The sequence below is a fragment of the Bacillus sp. FS02 genome, assembly GCF_024398395.1.
Taxonomy (GTDB): domain Bacteria; phylum Bacillota; class Bacilli; order Bacillales; family Bacillaceae; genus Bacillus; species Bacillus altitudinis.
Genome location: NZ_CP074101.1, coordinates 2,986,729 through 3,002,775, shown reverse-complemented (window position 1 = coordinate 3,002,775; position 16,047 = coordinate 2,986,729). Strand labels below are relative to the sequence as shown.

16 protein-coding genes are annotated in these 16,047 nt (G+C 40.5%); 7 read left to right on the top strand and 9 right to left on the bottom strand.

The annotated features are described in order from the left end of the window. Positions 1-52: 52 nt before the first annotated feature. A complete protein-coding gene (locus KFQ09_RS15375) occupies positions 53-487 on the top strand; it encodes a MarR family winged helix-turn-helix transcriptional regulator (RefSeq protein WP_223255648.1) in 435 nt (144 codons plus the stop codon). Between the two features lie 420 nt (positions 488-907). Here the strand turns inward: KFQ09_RS15375 and KFQ09_RS15370 are convergent, their stop codons facing one another. The 5 genes from KFQ09_RS15370 to KFQ09_RS15350 all read right to left on the bottom strand — a co-directional run bounded on the left by KFQ09_RS15370 (position 908) and on the right by KFQ09_RS15350 (position 6,114). Next, positions 908-1,522 (bottom strand): LysE/ArgO family amino acid transporter, encoded by a 615-nt coding sequence (locus tag KFQ09_RS15370; protein WP_255835804.1) that lies wholly within the window; start codon positions 1,520-1,522, stop codon positions 908-910. 136 nt (positions 1,523-1,658) lie between these two features. Further along, on the bottom strand, positions 1,659-3,239 hold the full coding sequence (mbcS, locus tag KFQ09_RS15365; RefSeq protein ID WP_116307265.1) for an acyl-CoA synthetase MbcS: 1,581 nt from the start codon (positions 3,237-3,239) through the stop codon (positions 1,659-1,661). A 220-nt stretch (positions 3,240-3,459) separates the two neighbouring features. Further along, entirely contained in the window at positions 3,460-3,672 is a 213-nt protein-coding gene (locus KFQ09_RS15360) for an alpha/beta-type small acid-soluble spore protein (protein WP_003216385.1), read from the bottom strand. Positions 3,673-3,761: 89 nt separating this feature from the next. Then, entirely contained in the window at positions 3,762-4,967 is a 1,206-nt protein-coding gene (gene thiI / locus KFQ09_RS15355) for a tRNA uracil 4-sulfurtransferase ThiI (protein WP_007501769.1), read from the bottom strand. Between the two features lie 4 nt (positions 4,968-4,971). After that, the gene (locus tag KFQ09_RS15350; protein WP_255835803.1) at positions 4,972-6,114 is read right to left on the bottom strand and encodes a cysteine desulfurase family protein; all 1,143 of its coding nucleotides are present in this window, start codon (positions 6,112-6,114) and stop codon (positions 4,972-4,974) included. Positions 6,115-6,316: 202 nt separating this feature from the next. Between KFQ09_RS15350 and brnQ (KFQ09_RS15345) the strand changes: the two genes are divergently transcribed. Beyond that, complete coding sequence (gene brnQ, locus KFQ09_RS15345) at positions 6,317-7,660, top strand: branched-chain amino acid transport system II carrier protein (protein ID WP_024718688.1); 1,344 nt, start codon at positions 6,317-6,319, stop codon at positions 7,658-7,660. 213 nt (positions 7,661-7,873) lie between these two features. Continuing rightward, positions 7,874-9,217 (top strand): branched-chain amino acid transport system II carrier protein, encoded by a 1,344-nt coding sequence (gene brnQ, locus KFQ09_RS15340; protein WP_116307271.1) that lies wholly within the window; start codon positions 7,874-7,876, stop codon positions 9,215-9,217. Positions 9,218-9,257: 40 nt separating this feature from the next. Here the strand turns inward: brnQ (KFQ09_RS15340) and ezrA are convergent, their stop codons facing one another. Further along, entirely contained in the window at positions 9,258-10,961 is a 1,704-nt protein-coding gene (gene ezrA, locus KFQ09_RS15335; RefSeq protein WP_007501773.1) for a septation ring formation regulator EzrA, read from the bottom strand. 336 nt (positions 10,962-11,297) lie between these two features. Between ezrA and hisJ the strand changes: the two genes are divergently transcribed. Further along, positions 11,298-12,113: a histidinol-phosphatase HisJ gene (gene hisJ / locus KFQ09_RS15330; RefSeq protein WP_046344221.1), complete on the top strand. Its 816-nt coding sequence runs from the start codon at positions 11,298-11,300 to the stop codon at positions 12,111-12,113. On the opposite strand, the gene refZ is transcribed toward hisJ, so the two are convergent. After that, on the bottom strand, positions 12,083-12,748 hold the full coding sequence (gene refZ / locus KFQ09_RS15325) for a forespore capture DNA-binding protein RefZ (RefSeq protein ID WP_017358301.1): 666 nt from the start codon (positions 12,746-12,748) through the stop codon (positions 12,083-12,085). The genes hisJ and refZ overlap by 31 nt on opposite strands. A 125-nt stretch (positions 12,749-12,873) precedes the next feature. Between refZ and KFQ09_RS15320 the strand changes: the two genes are divergently transcribed. The 3 genes from KFQ09_RS15320 to KFQ09_RS15310 all read left to right on the top strand — a co-directional run bounded on the left by KFQ09_RS15320 (position 12,874) and on the right by KFQ09_RS15310 (position 15,084). Continuing rightward, a complete protein-coding gene (locus tag KFQ09_RS15320) occupies positions 12,874-13,374 on the top strand; it encodes a GAF domain-containing protein (RefSeq protein WP_099496681.1) in 501 nt (166 codons plus the stop codon). 310 nt (positions 13,375-13,684) lie between these two features. Further along, entirely contained in the window at positions 13,685-14,287 is a 603-nt protein-coding gene (rpsD, locus tag KFQ09_RS15315) for a 30S ribosomal protein S4 (protein ID WP_007501777.1), read from the top strand. Between the two features lie 236 nt (positions 14,288-14,523). Beyond that, positions 14,524-15,084 (top strand): hypothetical protein, encoded by a 561-nt coding sequence (locus tag KFQ09_RS15310; protein ID WP_099496682.1) that lies wholly within the window; start codon positions 14,524-14,526, stop codon positions 15,082-15,084. Positions 15,085-15,092: 8 nt separating this feature from the next. On the opposite strand, the gene KFQ09_RS15305 is transcribed toward KFQ09_RS15310, so the two are convergent. Together KFQ09_RS15305 and KFQ09_RS15300 are read right to left on the bottom strand one after the other, a co-directional pair. Then, on the bottom strand, positions 15,093-15,692 hold the full coding sequence (locus KFQ09_RS15305; RefSeq protein WP_155403680.1) for a cysteine hydrolase family protein: 600 nt from the start codon (positions 15,690-15,692) through the stop codon (positions 15,093-15,095). A gap of 49 nt (positions 15,693-15,741) precedes the next feature. Next, a complete protein-coding gene (locus KFQ09_RS15300) occupies positions 15,742-15,954 on the bottom strand; it encodes a hypothetical protein (protein WP_035702043.1) in 213 nt (70 codons plus the stop codon). Positions 15,955-16,047: the final 93 nt, after the last annotated feature.

Genomic DNA, 16,047 nt, shown 5'->3' with positions numbered 1-16,047 from the left:
ATGATAATTGTTTTTTGATAATAAATTTGGTATGGTACGTAGGAGGTGAAACATGATGAAAAACCCACATTTTTTCAAAGAGTTTGTCACATTTGCTTCTACTTTTTCTGAGCTGAAACATGCTATGATGAGCAAGATCAAACCATCTGATCTAACCACTCTACAATATTTGATTCTGGAGCAGTTAGCCGTCAGTGAGCCGCTAACACCTAGCGAAATCGCCGATTGTCAGCACATGTCTCTTCCGAATGTCAGCAGAGAATTGAAAAAGCTTCACGAAAAACAATTCATTGATAGACAAGAAGATAAAGATGACAAGCGAAAACATGTCATTATGCTCTCTAAAAAAGGCCGCGAGTGTATGGACAAAGCATTTCAACAAATTGAATCCATGCTCATGGACAGCCTTTCTTCCTCTGACCAAAATCAAATGGATGATATCGTACAAGCTCTCCGTCTATTAAATCAAACCATCTTCAAAAAATGATCGAATGAAAAAAGCATGAGCGTATCGCTCATGCAAATGATTTTTGAACACATTAGTAAAGAGATGCTAAAAGATACGTGATGAAACCTACTATGTTTTATTCGTATTCTTATATAAATTTCACAGCAAAACTGGTACACCAAACGTCAATGTATCAAAGACAGCAAGCACTGCCCCTTTACGCTGTTCTTTATGAGCCATTTAAAACCTCTAAATTACATTTTTATAATGTAGCATAGATCCTATTTTGATCATTTCCTACAGGTAATTGAACCGTCAGCATGTCTGATAAAAATGAACAGGATGTAACTGAAGCTTCTCCCGAGATGGTAGACAATAAAAAAGCCATCCAACGCTTTTTCCCATGACATGTTCAGCACTCATTTTCATGCATCACGTCTCTTTTGCTCTATGTATCCTTTATCCAATAAGCTGATAGGCGATATATAATGCAACCAGCCAGATCATGACCGCAGAGGCTTTATTGATCCGGTTCATCCACTTGCCGTTTGTATCTAGCTTACCTAACATTTTCCCAAGAAGGGCAAGACCCATAAACCATAACCACGAGACAATGATACAGGCTGCGGTAAATGCCACCTTTTCCGCCCCATGATATTGAAGAGAGTTCGTTCCTATCACTCCTATTGTATCGAGAATCGCGTGAGGATTTAAAAGTGAAACGGAACAGGCAAATACGATTTGTTTTCTCATAGGCATCAAGTCCATCTTTTCTTGATTACCTGTTGCGGAGCTCGTGTTCCAAACTGACCACCCCATATAAAGTAAAAAGAAAAATCCAATGATAAAAAGACCCATTTGCAAGATAGGAATGGTGAGTACAACAACCGAAACCCCAATGATAGCTAAAGTAATTAAAAGTGTGTCGCAGAGAGCAGCTGTAATGACCACAGGCAGCACGCGATATAATCGAGGCTGAAGGGCTCCTTGCTGAAATACAAATACATTTTGTGCGCCCAAAGGTAAAATAAGACCAAAAGCAAGCACAATCCCATGAGCTATCGCAATCGACATTTTCAGAACATTCTCCTTTTCAAGTCATCCTTACACATTTTAACATAAAACATCATGAACGAATTTTACATATTTGATTTGTCCAATAAAAAAAGCGCTGGATGATTTTCCATCCAGACGCTTATTGTTTCTACTGTTATGATGATTTTCGTGCAAGCTCTCTTTCTCTCAGCTCGACACGTCGAATTTTCGCTGACGGAGTTTTTGGTAGCTCGTCAATGAATTCGATTTCTCTTGGATATTTGTACGGTGCTGTTGTATTTTTCACGTGTGTTTGCAGTTCTTTAATCAGCTCATCGCTTTGTGTAGATGCATCACGCAGGACGACGTATGCTTTCACGATTGATCCTCTGATTTCATCTGGACTTGCCACGACAGCACATTCTTTCACGGCTGGGTGTTTAATCAGTGCATCTTCGACTTCAAACGGGCCAATTGTATAACCTGAGCTGACGATGATGTCATCCCTGCGGCTTTCAAACCAAAAATACCCGTCTTCATCTTTTTTCGCACGGTCACCAGTAATAAAGTAATCCCCACGGCGCTGCGCCTTTGTACGCTCTGCATCTTTGTAGTATTCCTTGAATAAAGCCGGCGTTTCAAGATGAACGGCAATGTCACCTATTTCTCCTGGAGCACAGATCTGGCCATTCTCATCAATGATCTCTACTTCATTGCCAGGTGTTGGTTTGCCCATGCTACCTGGCTTGATGTCCATTCCTTTCAGCACCCCGACTAGCAGCGTGCTTTCTGTTTGCCCGTAACCATCTCGCACTTCGATATCGAAATGTTTTTTGAACGTATCGATGACTTCACGGTTGAGCGGCTCTCCCGCAGAAACAGCACTATGCAATTTGGGTAGCTCGTACTGACTGAGGTCATCCACTTTTGCCATAAATCGATATTCTGTTGGTGTACAGCATAGAACATTGATTTCATTTTTTTGAAGCAGCTCTAAGTACGTATTCGGATTAAATTTCCCTCCATAAACAAAACCTTCTGCTCCGCTTCCTAAAACAGATAAGAGAGGACTCCACACCCATTTTTGCCAGCCCGGTCCTGCTGTTGCCCATACTTTATCCCCTTCATTAATGGAGAGCCATGCTTTGGCCGCAGTACGTAAATGTGCATACGCCCAGCCGTGTGTATGAACAACCCCTTTTGGGTTACCTGTTGTGCCTGATGTATAAGAGAGAAACGCCATGTCCGTACTTGTTGTGTCTGCCAATTTCAACTCGCTTGACTGCTCTTCCTTTTGCGCAACAATGTTTGTCCAGCCATGATCATTCTCACCAATCGAGAATGTTTTGAAATCTTTTGGCTGGTTGGTTCCTTCAAACGATTGAATGAATGATGCGTAAACAATCGCTCCTTTTGCTTCTGCATGTTCAATTCGGTAATCTATATCTTTAGCGCGAAGCATTTCTGAACAAGGAATCACAACCATTCCTGTTTTTAGAATGGCTAAATAAATGCTGTATGCCTCTAGCATACGAGGCACCATCACAATGATTTTATCGCCTTTTTTAAAGCCTGCATTTAATAGAACATGACCAATTTTATTCGCCTCTTCTACTAATGCTGCATATGTCACATGCGCTTCATGGCCATTCCCGTCCTGCCAGTGCAGGGCGATTTTCTCCTGGTCATGACTGAACGCTTCAATCTCACTGACTAAGTTATATTGTTCTGGTGCAATTAAGTCTTCTCTTTTCATGGTACAGCTCCTTTTAGCCTCTTTCTATGAAACGAATCATGTTTCAATTTACCTATTCTAACACTCATAACTGAAAAATGCTTGAATTAGGACCTACTCCTAGTATTATGCCATAATTTTTTCATTTCGTCTTCTTTTTTAAAAATATTCTAACAATTTATGTACAAAAAAAGAGCGGGAATAAACCCGCTCATAAGCCATAGCTTTTTAATTGTGTGTCTTAGAAAGATCCGCCACCCATATGTTGTTGAGCGTAAGATACAAGACGCTTAGTGATTTCTCCACCAACTGATCCGTTAGCGCGAGCTGTTGTTTCTGGTCCAAGGTTTACGCCAAATTCTGAAGCGATTTCGTACTTCATTTGGTCGATCGCTTGTGCAGCGCCTGGAACGACTAATTGATTAGAACTGCTTTGTCTGTTTTGTTGAGCCATGTGTTCTCACCTCCTTGTGAATATAGAATGTGTAGAAACACATGACTTCATGCGATTGATTTTATGGTAATTATTATGAAATTTTTTATTTAGAATAAATCAGCGAATTTGTCAGCTGCTTTCTTTTCATTTGTGACAACGATTGTTTCGATCTGCTCCACTGCCTCATCAAGCATTGGCTCGAATTCAGCAAAGCTTTCGTAGCGTTCTACTTTTTCAAGTTTTGGTTTTGTTTTTGGAGATGGCGGCGTAAAGATCGTGCAGCAATCCTCAAATGGCTGAATGCTTGTCTCATATGTGCCAATTCGTCTCGCTTCTTCGATAATGTCATTCTTATCCACGGCAATCAGCGGGCGAATGATCGGTGTGTTTGTGACATGATTAATGGCATACATGCTTTCAAGTGTCTGACTTGCCACTTGACCAAGGCTTTCACCTGTAATAATGGCAAGCGCATCACGCTTGGCTCTTATTTTATCTGCAATTTTGAGCATCATTCTTCTCGTTGAAGTCATCGTATAGTTTTCTGGTACTTGTTTGTGAATGAGCTCTTGGATTTTTGTAAAAGGAACGATGTGAAGCTTGACTTCGCCTCCATAGGCAGCTAAGCATTCCGCTAGATCAATGACCTTTTGCTTGGCGCGTTCACTTGTATAAGGCGGGCTAAAGAAATGAACAGCTTCAATTTGAATGCCTCGTTTCATTGCCTGATAGCCTGCCACTGGGCTGTCAAAGCCGCCAGAGAGCATTAGCATCGCTCTTCCGCTTGAACCAACTGGCAGTCCGCCTGCACCTTTTACATCTTTAAATGTAATGTACGTCGCGTGTTCTCTTATTTCAATTCGCAAGTGAACATCTGGCTGTTTCACATTAACGGTTAAGTTGTCTGTATTCCTTAGAACATGTCCACCAATTTCTCGGTTCATTTCATTTGAATCAAGCTCAAATTGTTTATAAGAGCGTTTCGTTGAGACCTTAAATGTATTTCCTTGTTCATACACTTCCTGAACCGCTGAGAGTGCCGCTTCTTTGATGGCATCAAGATTTGTCTCACATTTCACAGCCAGGCTAAAGCTTTGAATGCCAAATACACCTTTAAGCTGTTCTGAAATTGGTTCAGGGTCTTCTCCGTTTAGCATGATCGTAATGCGGTCTCTGTCAGATGCATACTTTAATGCTTCAAAGTCTTTTAATACAAACCGGATGTGCTGTCTTAGTTTTTCAATAAATTTCTTTCTATTTTTCCCTTTTGTTGAAATCTCACCAAAACGGACTAAAATATGGTCATACTTCATGTTGTTATCTCATTCCTTTTAATTTTTTCACACTTTGTGCGATCGATGTGATGATTTGCGGCGCTAGCTCTGGTCCTTGTCCATATGTCAAACTGATTCTCATGCTGCTTTTGGCTGCTTCTTCTGATTTTCCCATCGCCAGCAGGACACGGCTTGGTTCCTTTTTCTTAGCAGAACAAGCAGACGTTGTCGAAACGTAAATGCCTTCTTTTTCGAGCATATGCAGAAGGACTTCAATTTGAATACCTGGCACTGAAAAATTCACAATGTGCGGTGCACTATGCGTCAGCGGTGTGTTTATGACGACGCCTTCTATCTTTCCAAGCTGCTGCTCTAGCTCCGTTTTTAAAGCGATCATCTCATCATGATGCTTGTTTAAGTGTTCAAATGATTGCTTTATGGCTTTTGCTAAGCTGACAGCTCCAGCAGGGTTCTCAGTCCCTGAGCGAAGGCCAAGTTCTTGCTCTCCTCCTGTGATAAAAGGGGCAAGTACGATCTCTTTCTTTAAAAAGAGGGCACCTGTTCCCTTCAGGCCGTGAATCTTGTGGCCTGACATCGTTAAAAGATCAATCTCCATCTCTTTAGGCAGCGGAACCTTGCCAATTCCTTGTACGCCGTCGACATGAAAAATCGCCTCTTTGGCATACTTCCGAATGATGCTGGACGCTTCCTCTATCGGCTGAATCACGCCTGTTTCATTGTTTACATGCATGAGACTGACAAGCACTGTATCAGGGCGAAGCACTTCTTTTAAATGCGTCATATCTGCACGACCTTGCTCATTTACTTGAATATAGGAAATATCAAAGCCAAATAATGTTTTCAGCTGTTCAAACGATTCAATGACAGATGGATGCTCAATCGCTGTTGTGACAATATGTCTGCCTCGGTTCATCTTGGCAAGAGCAGCCCCTTTGATGGCTATGTTATTTGCTTCTGTTGCACCTGAAGTAAAAATAATCTCATATTGTGTAAAGCCTGTATAGTGAAGGATTTGTTTTCGCGTTTCACTTAATAGACGGCTGGCTTCAATTCCAAGTTGATGCAGCGAAGACGGATTCCCAAAAAAACGCTCACTCACTTGCTGATGTACTTGTAAAACCTCTGGATAAGGCTTTGTTGTGGCACTATTATCAAGATAAATCATATCTTAAACTCCTTACAAAAAAACTTAAAAAATAAATGCATTTATATGTTACCATAATGAAGTCAGACAGAGAATTTTCTGAAAATGGCAGTTGACAACTTTTCATTTTCACTATATCATCCATAGTGCAATTGTCATATAAACACCTAAATTGTCAGAATATTTAAATTTGACACAATACACTGATTGAGGAGGGACTATTTTGAAAAATAGTTTAAGTATAAAAGAAACATTGGCTATTGGACTAATGCTTTTTGCATTATTCTTTGGCGCAGGAAATATGATTTTCCCGCCTGTTCTTGGACAATATGCTGGTGAAAACGTATGGCTTGCCATCGGTGGATTCCTACTTACAGGCGTAGGTCTTCCACTATTAGGGGTTATTGCTGTCGCCCTTACAGGTACCGGAGCCAAAGGTCTTGCCGATAAAGCACACCCTAAATTCGGGACTATCTTCACCGTTATTCTGTATTTATCCATTGGACCATTTTTCGCCATTCCGCGAACTGGTACGGTTTCGTATGAGATAGGATTAGCTCCATTTCTCTCAGGTGCCCAAGCCACTTCATGGGTACCACTATTCATCTTTACCGTAGTGTTTTTCACTATTTCATACTTGCTTGCGTTAAATCCTTCAAAGCTGGTTGATCGTATTGGTAAAATTTTGACACCGATTTTATTAACTGTTATTGCTATTATTGTCATTAAAGCCATTGCTACGCCAATGGGAATGATCGGTGCTCCAGATAAAACATATGAGGCAAATCCGCTTTTCACTGGATTTTTAGAAGGCTATAAAACAATGGATGCACTTGCTTCTATCGTATTTGGAATCGTCGTGGTGACAGCTGTTAAGGACAGAGGCATCACAGAGCGAAAATCTCTTGCAGCAGCTTGTATTAAGGCAGGACTCGTAGCAGCTGTTGGACTGGCACTCGTGTACATTTCACTTGCTTATGTGGGTGCTTCAAGTCCCGATGCCACGGGAATGGTTGGAGCAAATGATGGCGGCAAACTGCTTTCACTTTCTGCCAACTTTTTATTCGGTTCTGCTGGTAACATTGTTCTTGGCGCAGCCATTTTATTCGCTTGTTTAACGACTAGTGTTGGACTTATTTCATCTTGTGGAGAATACTTTTCAAAGCTCTTCCCAGCACTTTCTTATCGTACCGTCGTTCTAATTGTTTCTTTATTTAGCACATTCGTTGCAAACCTCGGACTGGCACAAATCATTTCTCTGTCGGTGCCTGTACTCGTAGCGATCTATCCATTGGCCATTGTCATTATTTTATTATCGTTCCTTGACCGCTGGATTAACGGCAGAAGAATCATTTATATCACTTCTCTCATCTTTACTGGTTTCTTTGCCATCATTGATGGATTATTAGCTGCCGAAGTGAATCTAGGCGGATTGCCTGGCATCTTGAAATCAATTGTTCCGTTTTACGATTTAGGCATTGGCTGGATCATACCCGCTATTATCGGTGCTTTGATTGGTGTACTTATTTCCATGTTTACCAGCCCACCAAAGCAACTTGCCTCATAACATCACAAACCAAAACATCCCCTTCCATAGAAGAAGGGGATGTTTTTTTATTGTTCTTCATATACTAAAATAGAAAAATTCATGACTTTTGTACGAAAACACATGTTGACATCAGGCGTACATCCTTTATAATTAGTGATTGTTAATGATGAACGGTTACCTAGCAACTAATTAACAGAATATTTCAACATAATAATGGAGGCTTTAAATGCAATGAAGGCAACTTTGTCGACGAAAGATACGGTTATCATAGGTTTTATGCTGTTTGCTCTATTCTTCGGCGCCGGTAATATGATCTATCCACCTGAGCTAGGTCAATATGCTGGGCAAAATGTGTGGAAAGCAATGGGCGGATTTTTATTAACAGGTGTCGGTTTACCGCTTCTTGGGATTATTGCGATTGCTTTAACAGGTAGAGATGCGAAAGGACTAGCTGATAAAGCTCACCCAGCTTTCGGAACAGCGTTTACCGTCATTTTATATTTATCTATTGGGCCACTTTTCGCTATTCCTCGTACAGGAACTGTCTCATATGAGATTGGCGCACTACCCTTTTTAGCAGGAGTACCAGCTTGGCTCTCACTTCTTTTATTTACACTGGCCTTTTTTGGTATTACGTATTATCTTGCGCTAAATCCAACGAAAATTGTGGATCGTGTAGGGAAAGTGTTAACACCGATTAAATTTACGATCATTTTGATTATTATCGTCAAAGCCATTTTGACACCGATGGGCGTCATTGGCACACCTGATGTGTCCTATAGCAATGGATCATTTTTCAAAGGGTTTTTAGAAGGCTATAAAACCATGGACGCTCTTGCATCTATTGTGTTTGGGGTTGTTGTCATCAACGCCATTAAAGGACGTGGTGTAACAAGTAAAAAGGCACTCACTTCTGCTTGTATCAAAGCAGGTCTAATTGCAGCTTGCGGATTAACATTTGTTTATCTATCACTTGCTTATTTAGGTGCTTCAAGTACACACGCCATTGGTTTTGTTGGAGATGGTAGTAAAATCTTGGCTCAGTCTTCACAATTTCTTTTTGGCAGTTTAGGTAATATTGTGTTAGGCGCGGCGATTACGGTTGCCTGTTTAACCACAAGTATCGGTCTTGTGACATCGTGCGGAGAGTATTTCTCAAATTTATTACCTAAACTTTCTTATAAAATGGTCGTTACACTCGTCACATTATTCAGTTTTATCATTTCAAATTTTGGACTTGCTCATATTATCGCTTTTTCAGTACCTGTGTTAACTGCGATTTACCCGTTAGCAATTGTGATTATCGTTTTATCACTTGCTGACAAATGGCTTGGTCATAGAAGACCTGTGTATGTCCTTACTTTGATTTTAACTGGCTGCGTCAGTCTGTTTGACGGTTTAGCAGCGGCTAAACTGCCTATCGGTCCTGTGAAAGATCTCTTTCAAACGATCTTGCCGCTATATGACCTTGGCATTGGCTGGATTGTACCTGCCATACTCGGAATCGTGATTGGATTTGTTATCTCTCTATTCACTTCTTCTGCTTCAGAAGAACGCCAAAAACAAGTTTCATAACATGGAAAAAGCTGAAGTCCTAAAATGGACTTCAGCTTTTTTATTGATGCTGATATTCTTTTTCTTGCTGAGTTAAAAGCTTCTGGACGGCTCCAGGTGATGCTTTTTCGACAGCTGCTGCTGCCACTTCAAATGAATCGTTATAATCATAGGCATAAAATCTTCGTTCTGCCTCTTTTAATTGCTCTGAAAGAATGTGGTTTTGACTTCTAAACCGGTTGCCGTATTGTATAATCCGTTCAATTTGATCCACTTTACGAAGCATGTCATGTGTTTCATCAACCACATGTCTGACTGTTTCAGAGGCTTCTTTTAATTGCTGGTTCACTGCTGGCATATTCAACGGCAAATTCTCTAGCTGCTCCTGCACTTGCTGAATCATCTCCTGCGCTTTTTCAGCACGATCTTTGATGTCAGCAGGTACACCTGGAATGTTGCTTTTGTGCAGCTGGCGCACTGTATCTGTCAACATGGTTTTAAGTTCAGCCAATGTTTCTCTTGCCTGTAATTCTTCTTTTCGTAACGATTGAAGGTGATCTTTAAACGCTTCATGAAGTGTTTTGGCATCCTCAATAAAGGTCTCAAGCTGATTGATTTCATCCATTAATAATGTGTATGCGACATGGTCACGATCAAGCTTCTCTCGTATTTGCTTCATAAGCTTTTCAATTTCTTCTAATCGTTTTTCGAATGCTTTCTGCTGATCCAGCTCTCCTGCTGTCAGCTTGTAGCTTTCTTTCACAAGAGCCGTTTCTGCCTTTGTCTGCGTGTGGTCTTGTTCAAGTTTTTCAAATGCTTCGGTCAGCTCAGGCATTTTGCTCTTGATTTCCTGACCTGCTTCTACTTCTGCTTCTAACTGATCATACAGCGTCTGAATCGCATCATCAATCATTTGCAGAATGCTTGATGCTTCATCTAAGTTGAGTTCATCAATCAGCAGCTTCTCCGCACGGGTCAGCTGTTTATTCAAGTTCTCCAGCTCTTTTGTGATCTGGATGTGCTCTAGCTTGTAGCCTTTGTCTGTCATTTCTTTATAACCGTCTTTCAGCTTCGTCAGCTGACCTGGCACAGTTTGTTTACAGTCTGCGATGAGCTTCGGTACATCATTGATATATAATTGCAGCTGATCGAGTCTGCGGTCTTGCTCAAGCAAAATTTTCCTTGCTGTCATGTAGTTTCCGTTTTCTGTCTCTTCTTCATACTGCTTGATCCCTTCCCAGGCCTCGTCCAAGTCCTGCTCCATTTTGTCATAAAGGGTGCCATATAAATGGCTGTAAGCAAGTAGATTTTTTCGTACCGTTTGATATTGCTCTTTGACCTTCTCGATGTCTTTTCGGTTTTGCTCTTCACTTGTGACAAGGTCTGCAATCTCTTTTAAAATGTCTTCGATGTTTGAATCAGCAGCGGTGAGCAGATCTCCTATATGTGCAAGGACTTGCTTCGCTTTGGAGAATCGATATTTATCAGAATACTCCTCTGCATCATATAATAGCTCCTCTACCTTTGGAAGATGGGCTGTGACGATATCGTCCCACTCTGCACGCCATCTTTCAAAAAACTGCTCTGTTTCTCCGGTCATTTTTAAATGTTTGATTTTTGAAATTTCTTCTACAATTGATCTGTTTAAAATTTCAATTTTCCATGCTTCCAATCGGTCAATCTCTTTATATATATTTTTTCTGAGGAAATAACCGACTGAAAACAAAGCAAGCAAAATGACAATTAAACCGATGATAAACTCCATAATGAGCCCCCTTGTTGTGATCTAAGTGATGTCAGGGTAGTGTCCCGAGTAGACCTGAGAACCCTTTCGTGTCCGCTTTGCATTTGTTTTTTATAAGCAGGATTGTATTTTTGCCAATACGATCCATTCACGGTTTTATGTATGTTTTTTCAAGAAAGTCATTCAGGCTTTCTATCATTTGATCACATGTATTGATGTGACCTGTTTTTATGTATGCGGAAGCTGTCGTTTTCATTGTTATTATGATACCATGTAACCAGCATTTTTGGTCATGATTTTTCATTATTTTCGCTGATAAACATGACGTTTTTCAAAATATCGACAAGAGGTGACGACATGTTGAAACAAGATGCACATTTACATACGCCATTTTGCCCGCACGGTACGCTTGATCCTTTTCATTCTTATATTGAAAAAGCAATGAAAAAGGGATTTGATTCCATCACCTTTACCGAGCATGCCCCGCTGCCTCCTTCGTTTCGAGATCCAACGCCTGAGCAGGATAGTGCCATGAAGCTTCAAGACCTTGAAGCCTATTTGACGAAGCTGGATCAGCTGAAACAGGAATACAAAGGACAGTTAATAGTAAAAACTGGGCTTGAGGTCGACTATATCAAAGAGTATGAAGAGGAAACAAGTGCCTTTTTAGACTGCTACGGCCCTGAACTAGACGATAGCATTTTATCTGTTCACTTTCTTCCTGCTGGCAATGATTATATTTGTCTTGATTTTGATGAGCACGCCTTCAAGCAGCTGATCAGCATCTATGGCAGCACCGAACACGTCTATCAAAGCTACTATGAACAAATTCATTCTTCTATTCTATCATCTTTAGGTCCATATAAGCCAAAGAGAATCGGTCATATCACCCTTGTCCAGAAATTCAAACAACTTTTCCCATACGAAATGTCGCCAGAACTATGTCAAAGGGTTACCCTTTGTCTTGAAGAAACGGCAAAAAAAGGCATGTCCTTAGATTTTAATACATCAGGTCTTCGTAAAACATATGCCAGAAGTATCTATTTAGATCAATGGATGATCGATCTTGCAAAACAGAAAAAAATTCCGCTCATATTCGGGTCTGATGCCCATCAAGCGGAAGATCTCGGGTATGCGTATGATCAATTTGAAGACATCATGAGTTTCAGGTGAGGATCAAGTGCGGGTTCATTTGGTTCTAACAGATGATGAAGCGACCGGCTCAGTTCCTTATAGTACGTTTGATAAAAGTAAGGCTCGCTTGGGTTGATATAAAGCACCTCTGTTAAATATTGCGGCTGCAGATATGGCATCATCAGAAGTGATTTTAGCTGGATCATAAATGATGAGAGTGACAGCTGCTTACAAATCACATGGGTGCTTTTTCCTTTTTCAATGATGAGCTGAAACAAGTATTTTTCCTTTGTTAAATAGGTGGACATGATTTCCCTGATCAGCGTTGAATCAATGGTCACTTCTCGATAAACGAAACGGGTTAATTGACGATTTTCATGCTGATAAGATAAAATATCAAAAACCACATGAAGTAAACATTCTTTTGCATGACGGGTTTCCATGTGCTGGATGTGCGATTCAATCATCTGAATATAGCCTTCATAAAAATCGGATACGAGCTGCTCAAGCAGCCCTCCTTTTCCTTGAAAGTAATAAGATATATGGGCAACGTTGACGTTTGCTTCCTTCGCAATCTCACGGACAGAGGTTCCAGAAAATCCTTTTTGGTTAAAAAGTCTGATGGCAGCTTCAATAATACGGTCTTTTGTTTGCACGGTTGTTGATGTTTTCATCCGCTCACCCCTCTTCATGTGTACATACTTCAAGGTGAAGGCGGAAGTTCCTTTAATCATTGCTCGACAAATCCCACATGCGAAGCGCAAGTTATGTATTTTGAGATAGAAAGTAGGAGATTTTCATGTTTCATGTCGAAAAACAGTCTGGTGATCCATCGAAAGACTATCAATTACTCATCAAGCAAGTAGAAGCGATTACGGATGGTGAACCTGATCTCATTGCCAACCTAGCCAATGCTGCGGCGCTACTTTATCACTCGCTTCCTGAAGTCAATTGGGCAGGATTTTATTTAGCAAAAGGCGGAGAGCTTGTGCTTGGTCCATTCAACGGACTACCCGCATGTGTACGCATTCCTTCTGGAAAAGGGGTTTGCGGTACAGCATTTGCGACAGGTGATGTACAGCGTATCGCTGATGTCCATGCATTCCCTGGTCATATTGCATGTGATGCCGCATCGCAGTCTGAAATTGTGATCCCACTTAAAGTAAATGGACAAATCATTGGGGTACTCGATATTGACAGTCCAGTGAAAGATCGTTTCAATGAAATAGATGAAACGTACTTAGTTCAATTTACAGAGGTTGTCCAAAATGCGTTATCAGCCTCTACTGATGAGTCATGATGCTTGAAAAGCAGACAATGTGTCTGCTTTTTTATTTTGCTTTCTTCCCGGATGAATGCCGACCACGTTTGACATTCTCCTCTTTAAATAGGTTGACTTCTCCTATCTGGCGTCATATAATAGAGTTTGTGTGAAATATGGCAGCCTTTTTGTTCGGCTTTTTTGTATCATTTTGTTCCTTCTATATGGAGGTGCATCTTGTAACTCCCTGCTGCTGGAGCGAGGATGCATGAAAACATAATGACGGAAAAGACAAAGAACAGACGGTTTTTATTTTTCACAAATAAAAACAATAAGGAGGAGTCACATTATGGCTCGCTATACAGGTCCAAGTTGGAAGATTTCCCGCCGTTTAGGCATTTCATTAAGCGGAACAGGTAAGGAACTTGAAAAACGCCCTTACGCTCCAGGCCCACATGGTCCAGGACAACGCAAAAAACTATCTGAATACGGTTTACAATTACAAGAGAAGCAAAAGCTTCGTCACATGTACGGTGTCAACGAACGTCAATTCCGTACACTATTTGACAGAGCTGCTAAACTTCCTGGTAAACAAGGTGAAAACTTCATGATCCTTCTTGAAACTCGCCTTGACAACCTAGTATACCGTCTTGGCCTTGCTCGTACGCGCCGCCAAGCCCGTCAGCTAGTAAACCATGGTCACATCCTTGTTGATGGAAGCCGTGTAGACATCCCATCTTTCTCTGTGAAACCAGGTCAAACGATTGCTCTTCGTGAGAAATCTCAAAACCTTGCAGTTGTGAAAGAATCAGTTGAAGTGAACAACTTCGTACCTGAATACCTTACTTTCGATGCTGAAAAGCTTGAAGGAACTTTCACTCGTCTTCCAGAGCGTTCTGAATTAGCGCCTGAAATCAGCGAACAACTAATCGTTGAGTTCTACTCTCGTTAATTTCATGACTCTCTCAGAGAGTGATCAAAAAAACCCTAGAGACCTTGATTGTTCAAGGTTTTCTAGGGTTTTTTGTTTGGTCTTTTGTACGATACTCTCTAGCTACAAATTTACACACAAGAAAATTAGAACACCGATTACTCTTTACTCTTTTTCGTTTTCCTCTCACAATTACATTTACTGGATAATTCACAACTTAAAACAATAATGTAAGGAACGTTAAGGAGGAAAGTAATTTGTCAATTATTTCATTTATGTTAGCACTTATGCTCATTTCAATTATTATCTATGCGATTTTGAGAAAGACAAAAGTTGTCGATGAAGCGCCTGGAGCTATCGCTGAAATTCTCCTCATTTTACTCATCTTTTTTTCGATTAGTTTTGTCATCATCATTCCAAGTTCTGTACTTTATGTTGTTTCATTAGGAGTGAATTTTCTTTTTGGAGAATATATTACCTATGCATCATTTCTTTCATTATTGACCTTCTGTCTATTCGTCAGTGGGATTGTTCTTTTTTGGTCGATCTTTTTAGTATTCATTGGTAAAGGAATTTCCACTTTGCTAAGATTTCCTCAATGGTTCACGTTTATCTTTGAATTTCTACTCTCATGGATCGTTGTGCATTTCTCAATTAAGTTTGTCCTTAATATGAACACAGTCAATGTCTCCATTTGGGAGCACGGCACACTCATTTTATCTTTCTTTGTCAGCTTCTTATTTATTGGAATTGATCTCATATACTCAAGTATTGAACAACGAAAACAGCCGCTGGATGAACAAGCAAAAAGCTCCTAGAGATAATTCTAGGAGCTTTTGCTTGCCCAATTTGTGATCAGCTGCTCAGTTGTCAGGATAGTCGCAAATTCGTCATGCAGTGTTGCAAGTGAAAGGCGATGGATCGTTTCTGGATCATAGTATGTACCGGTTTGATCTGCGAGTCCAAAGGCGGCTGTCGCATCCGAAATGAGGTATGTCTCAAAGCCTAGGTTTCCACTCATTCTTGTTGTGGTAGATACGCAGTGTGGTGTTGTGAGTCCAGCGATCACAATAGTGTCGATCTCGTTCGATCTTAGTTGTTCCTCTAAGTTTGTGCCTATAAAGCTACTGTTGACTTTCTTTTGTATGACCGTTTCTTCATCTAGCGGTTTGGCGACCTCTTTGAAGGAGTGCCCTTCATTTGCTGGATGAAATAAGGAGTGCGGCTGATCCGATGTATGCTGAATATGAATGACTGTCCAGCCTTTTTCTCTCCAAAACGTCAATAGACGACTGATGTTCTTCTCTGCATCTAGATTATTCCGTTCTCCCCATTGTTCGTGCTCGAATGCTTTCTGTACATCGACCATAATCAAAGCCTTTTGATGATGTTGCACAAATCCCCACCTCCAAAGAATCTCGTTCATTATATGTAGTGTAAGGAATGGTGGTTGATTTGTACATGTTTTTATTTGGCTATGTACGATGTTTTGTCTGTTTTTGCAGTAAAAAGACAAACCACACACTGGCTATTAAGTAATAGATACCAATGATGGATGTACAATTAGATATGACTTCTGCCCATTGCACTGATTTGACGATTGCCATCCAGATCATATAGATAATCAGAAATGAACATGGGAAATAGAGAAAGTAGCCTAAGAAATATTGTTTGAGTTTTTGCGTCATCTTTTATCCTCCTAAAAACCTTCTGCAACACCTAGTAGACCCTATATAACCATGACATCAAAAAAGACAGCACAAATCGCTGTCTTTTTCATT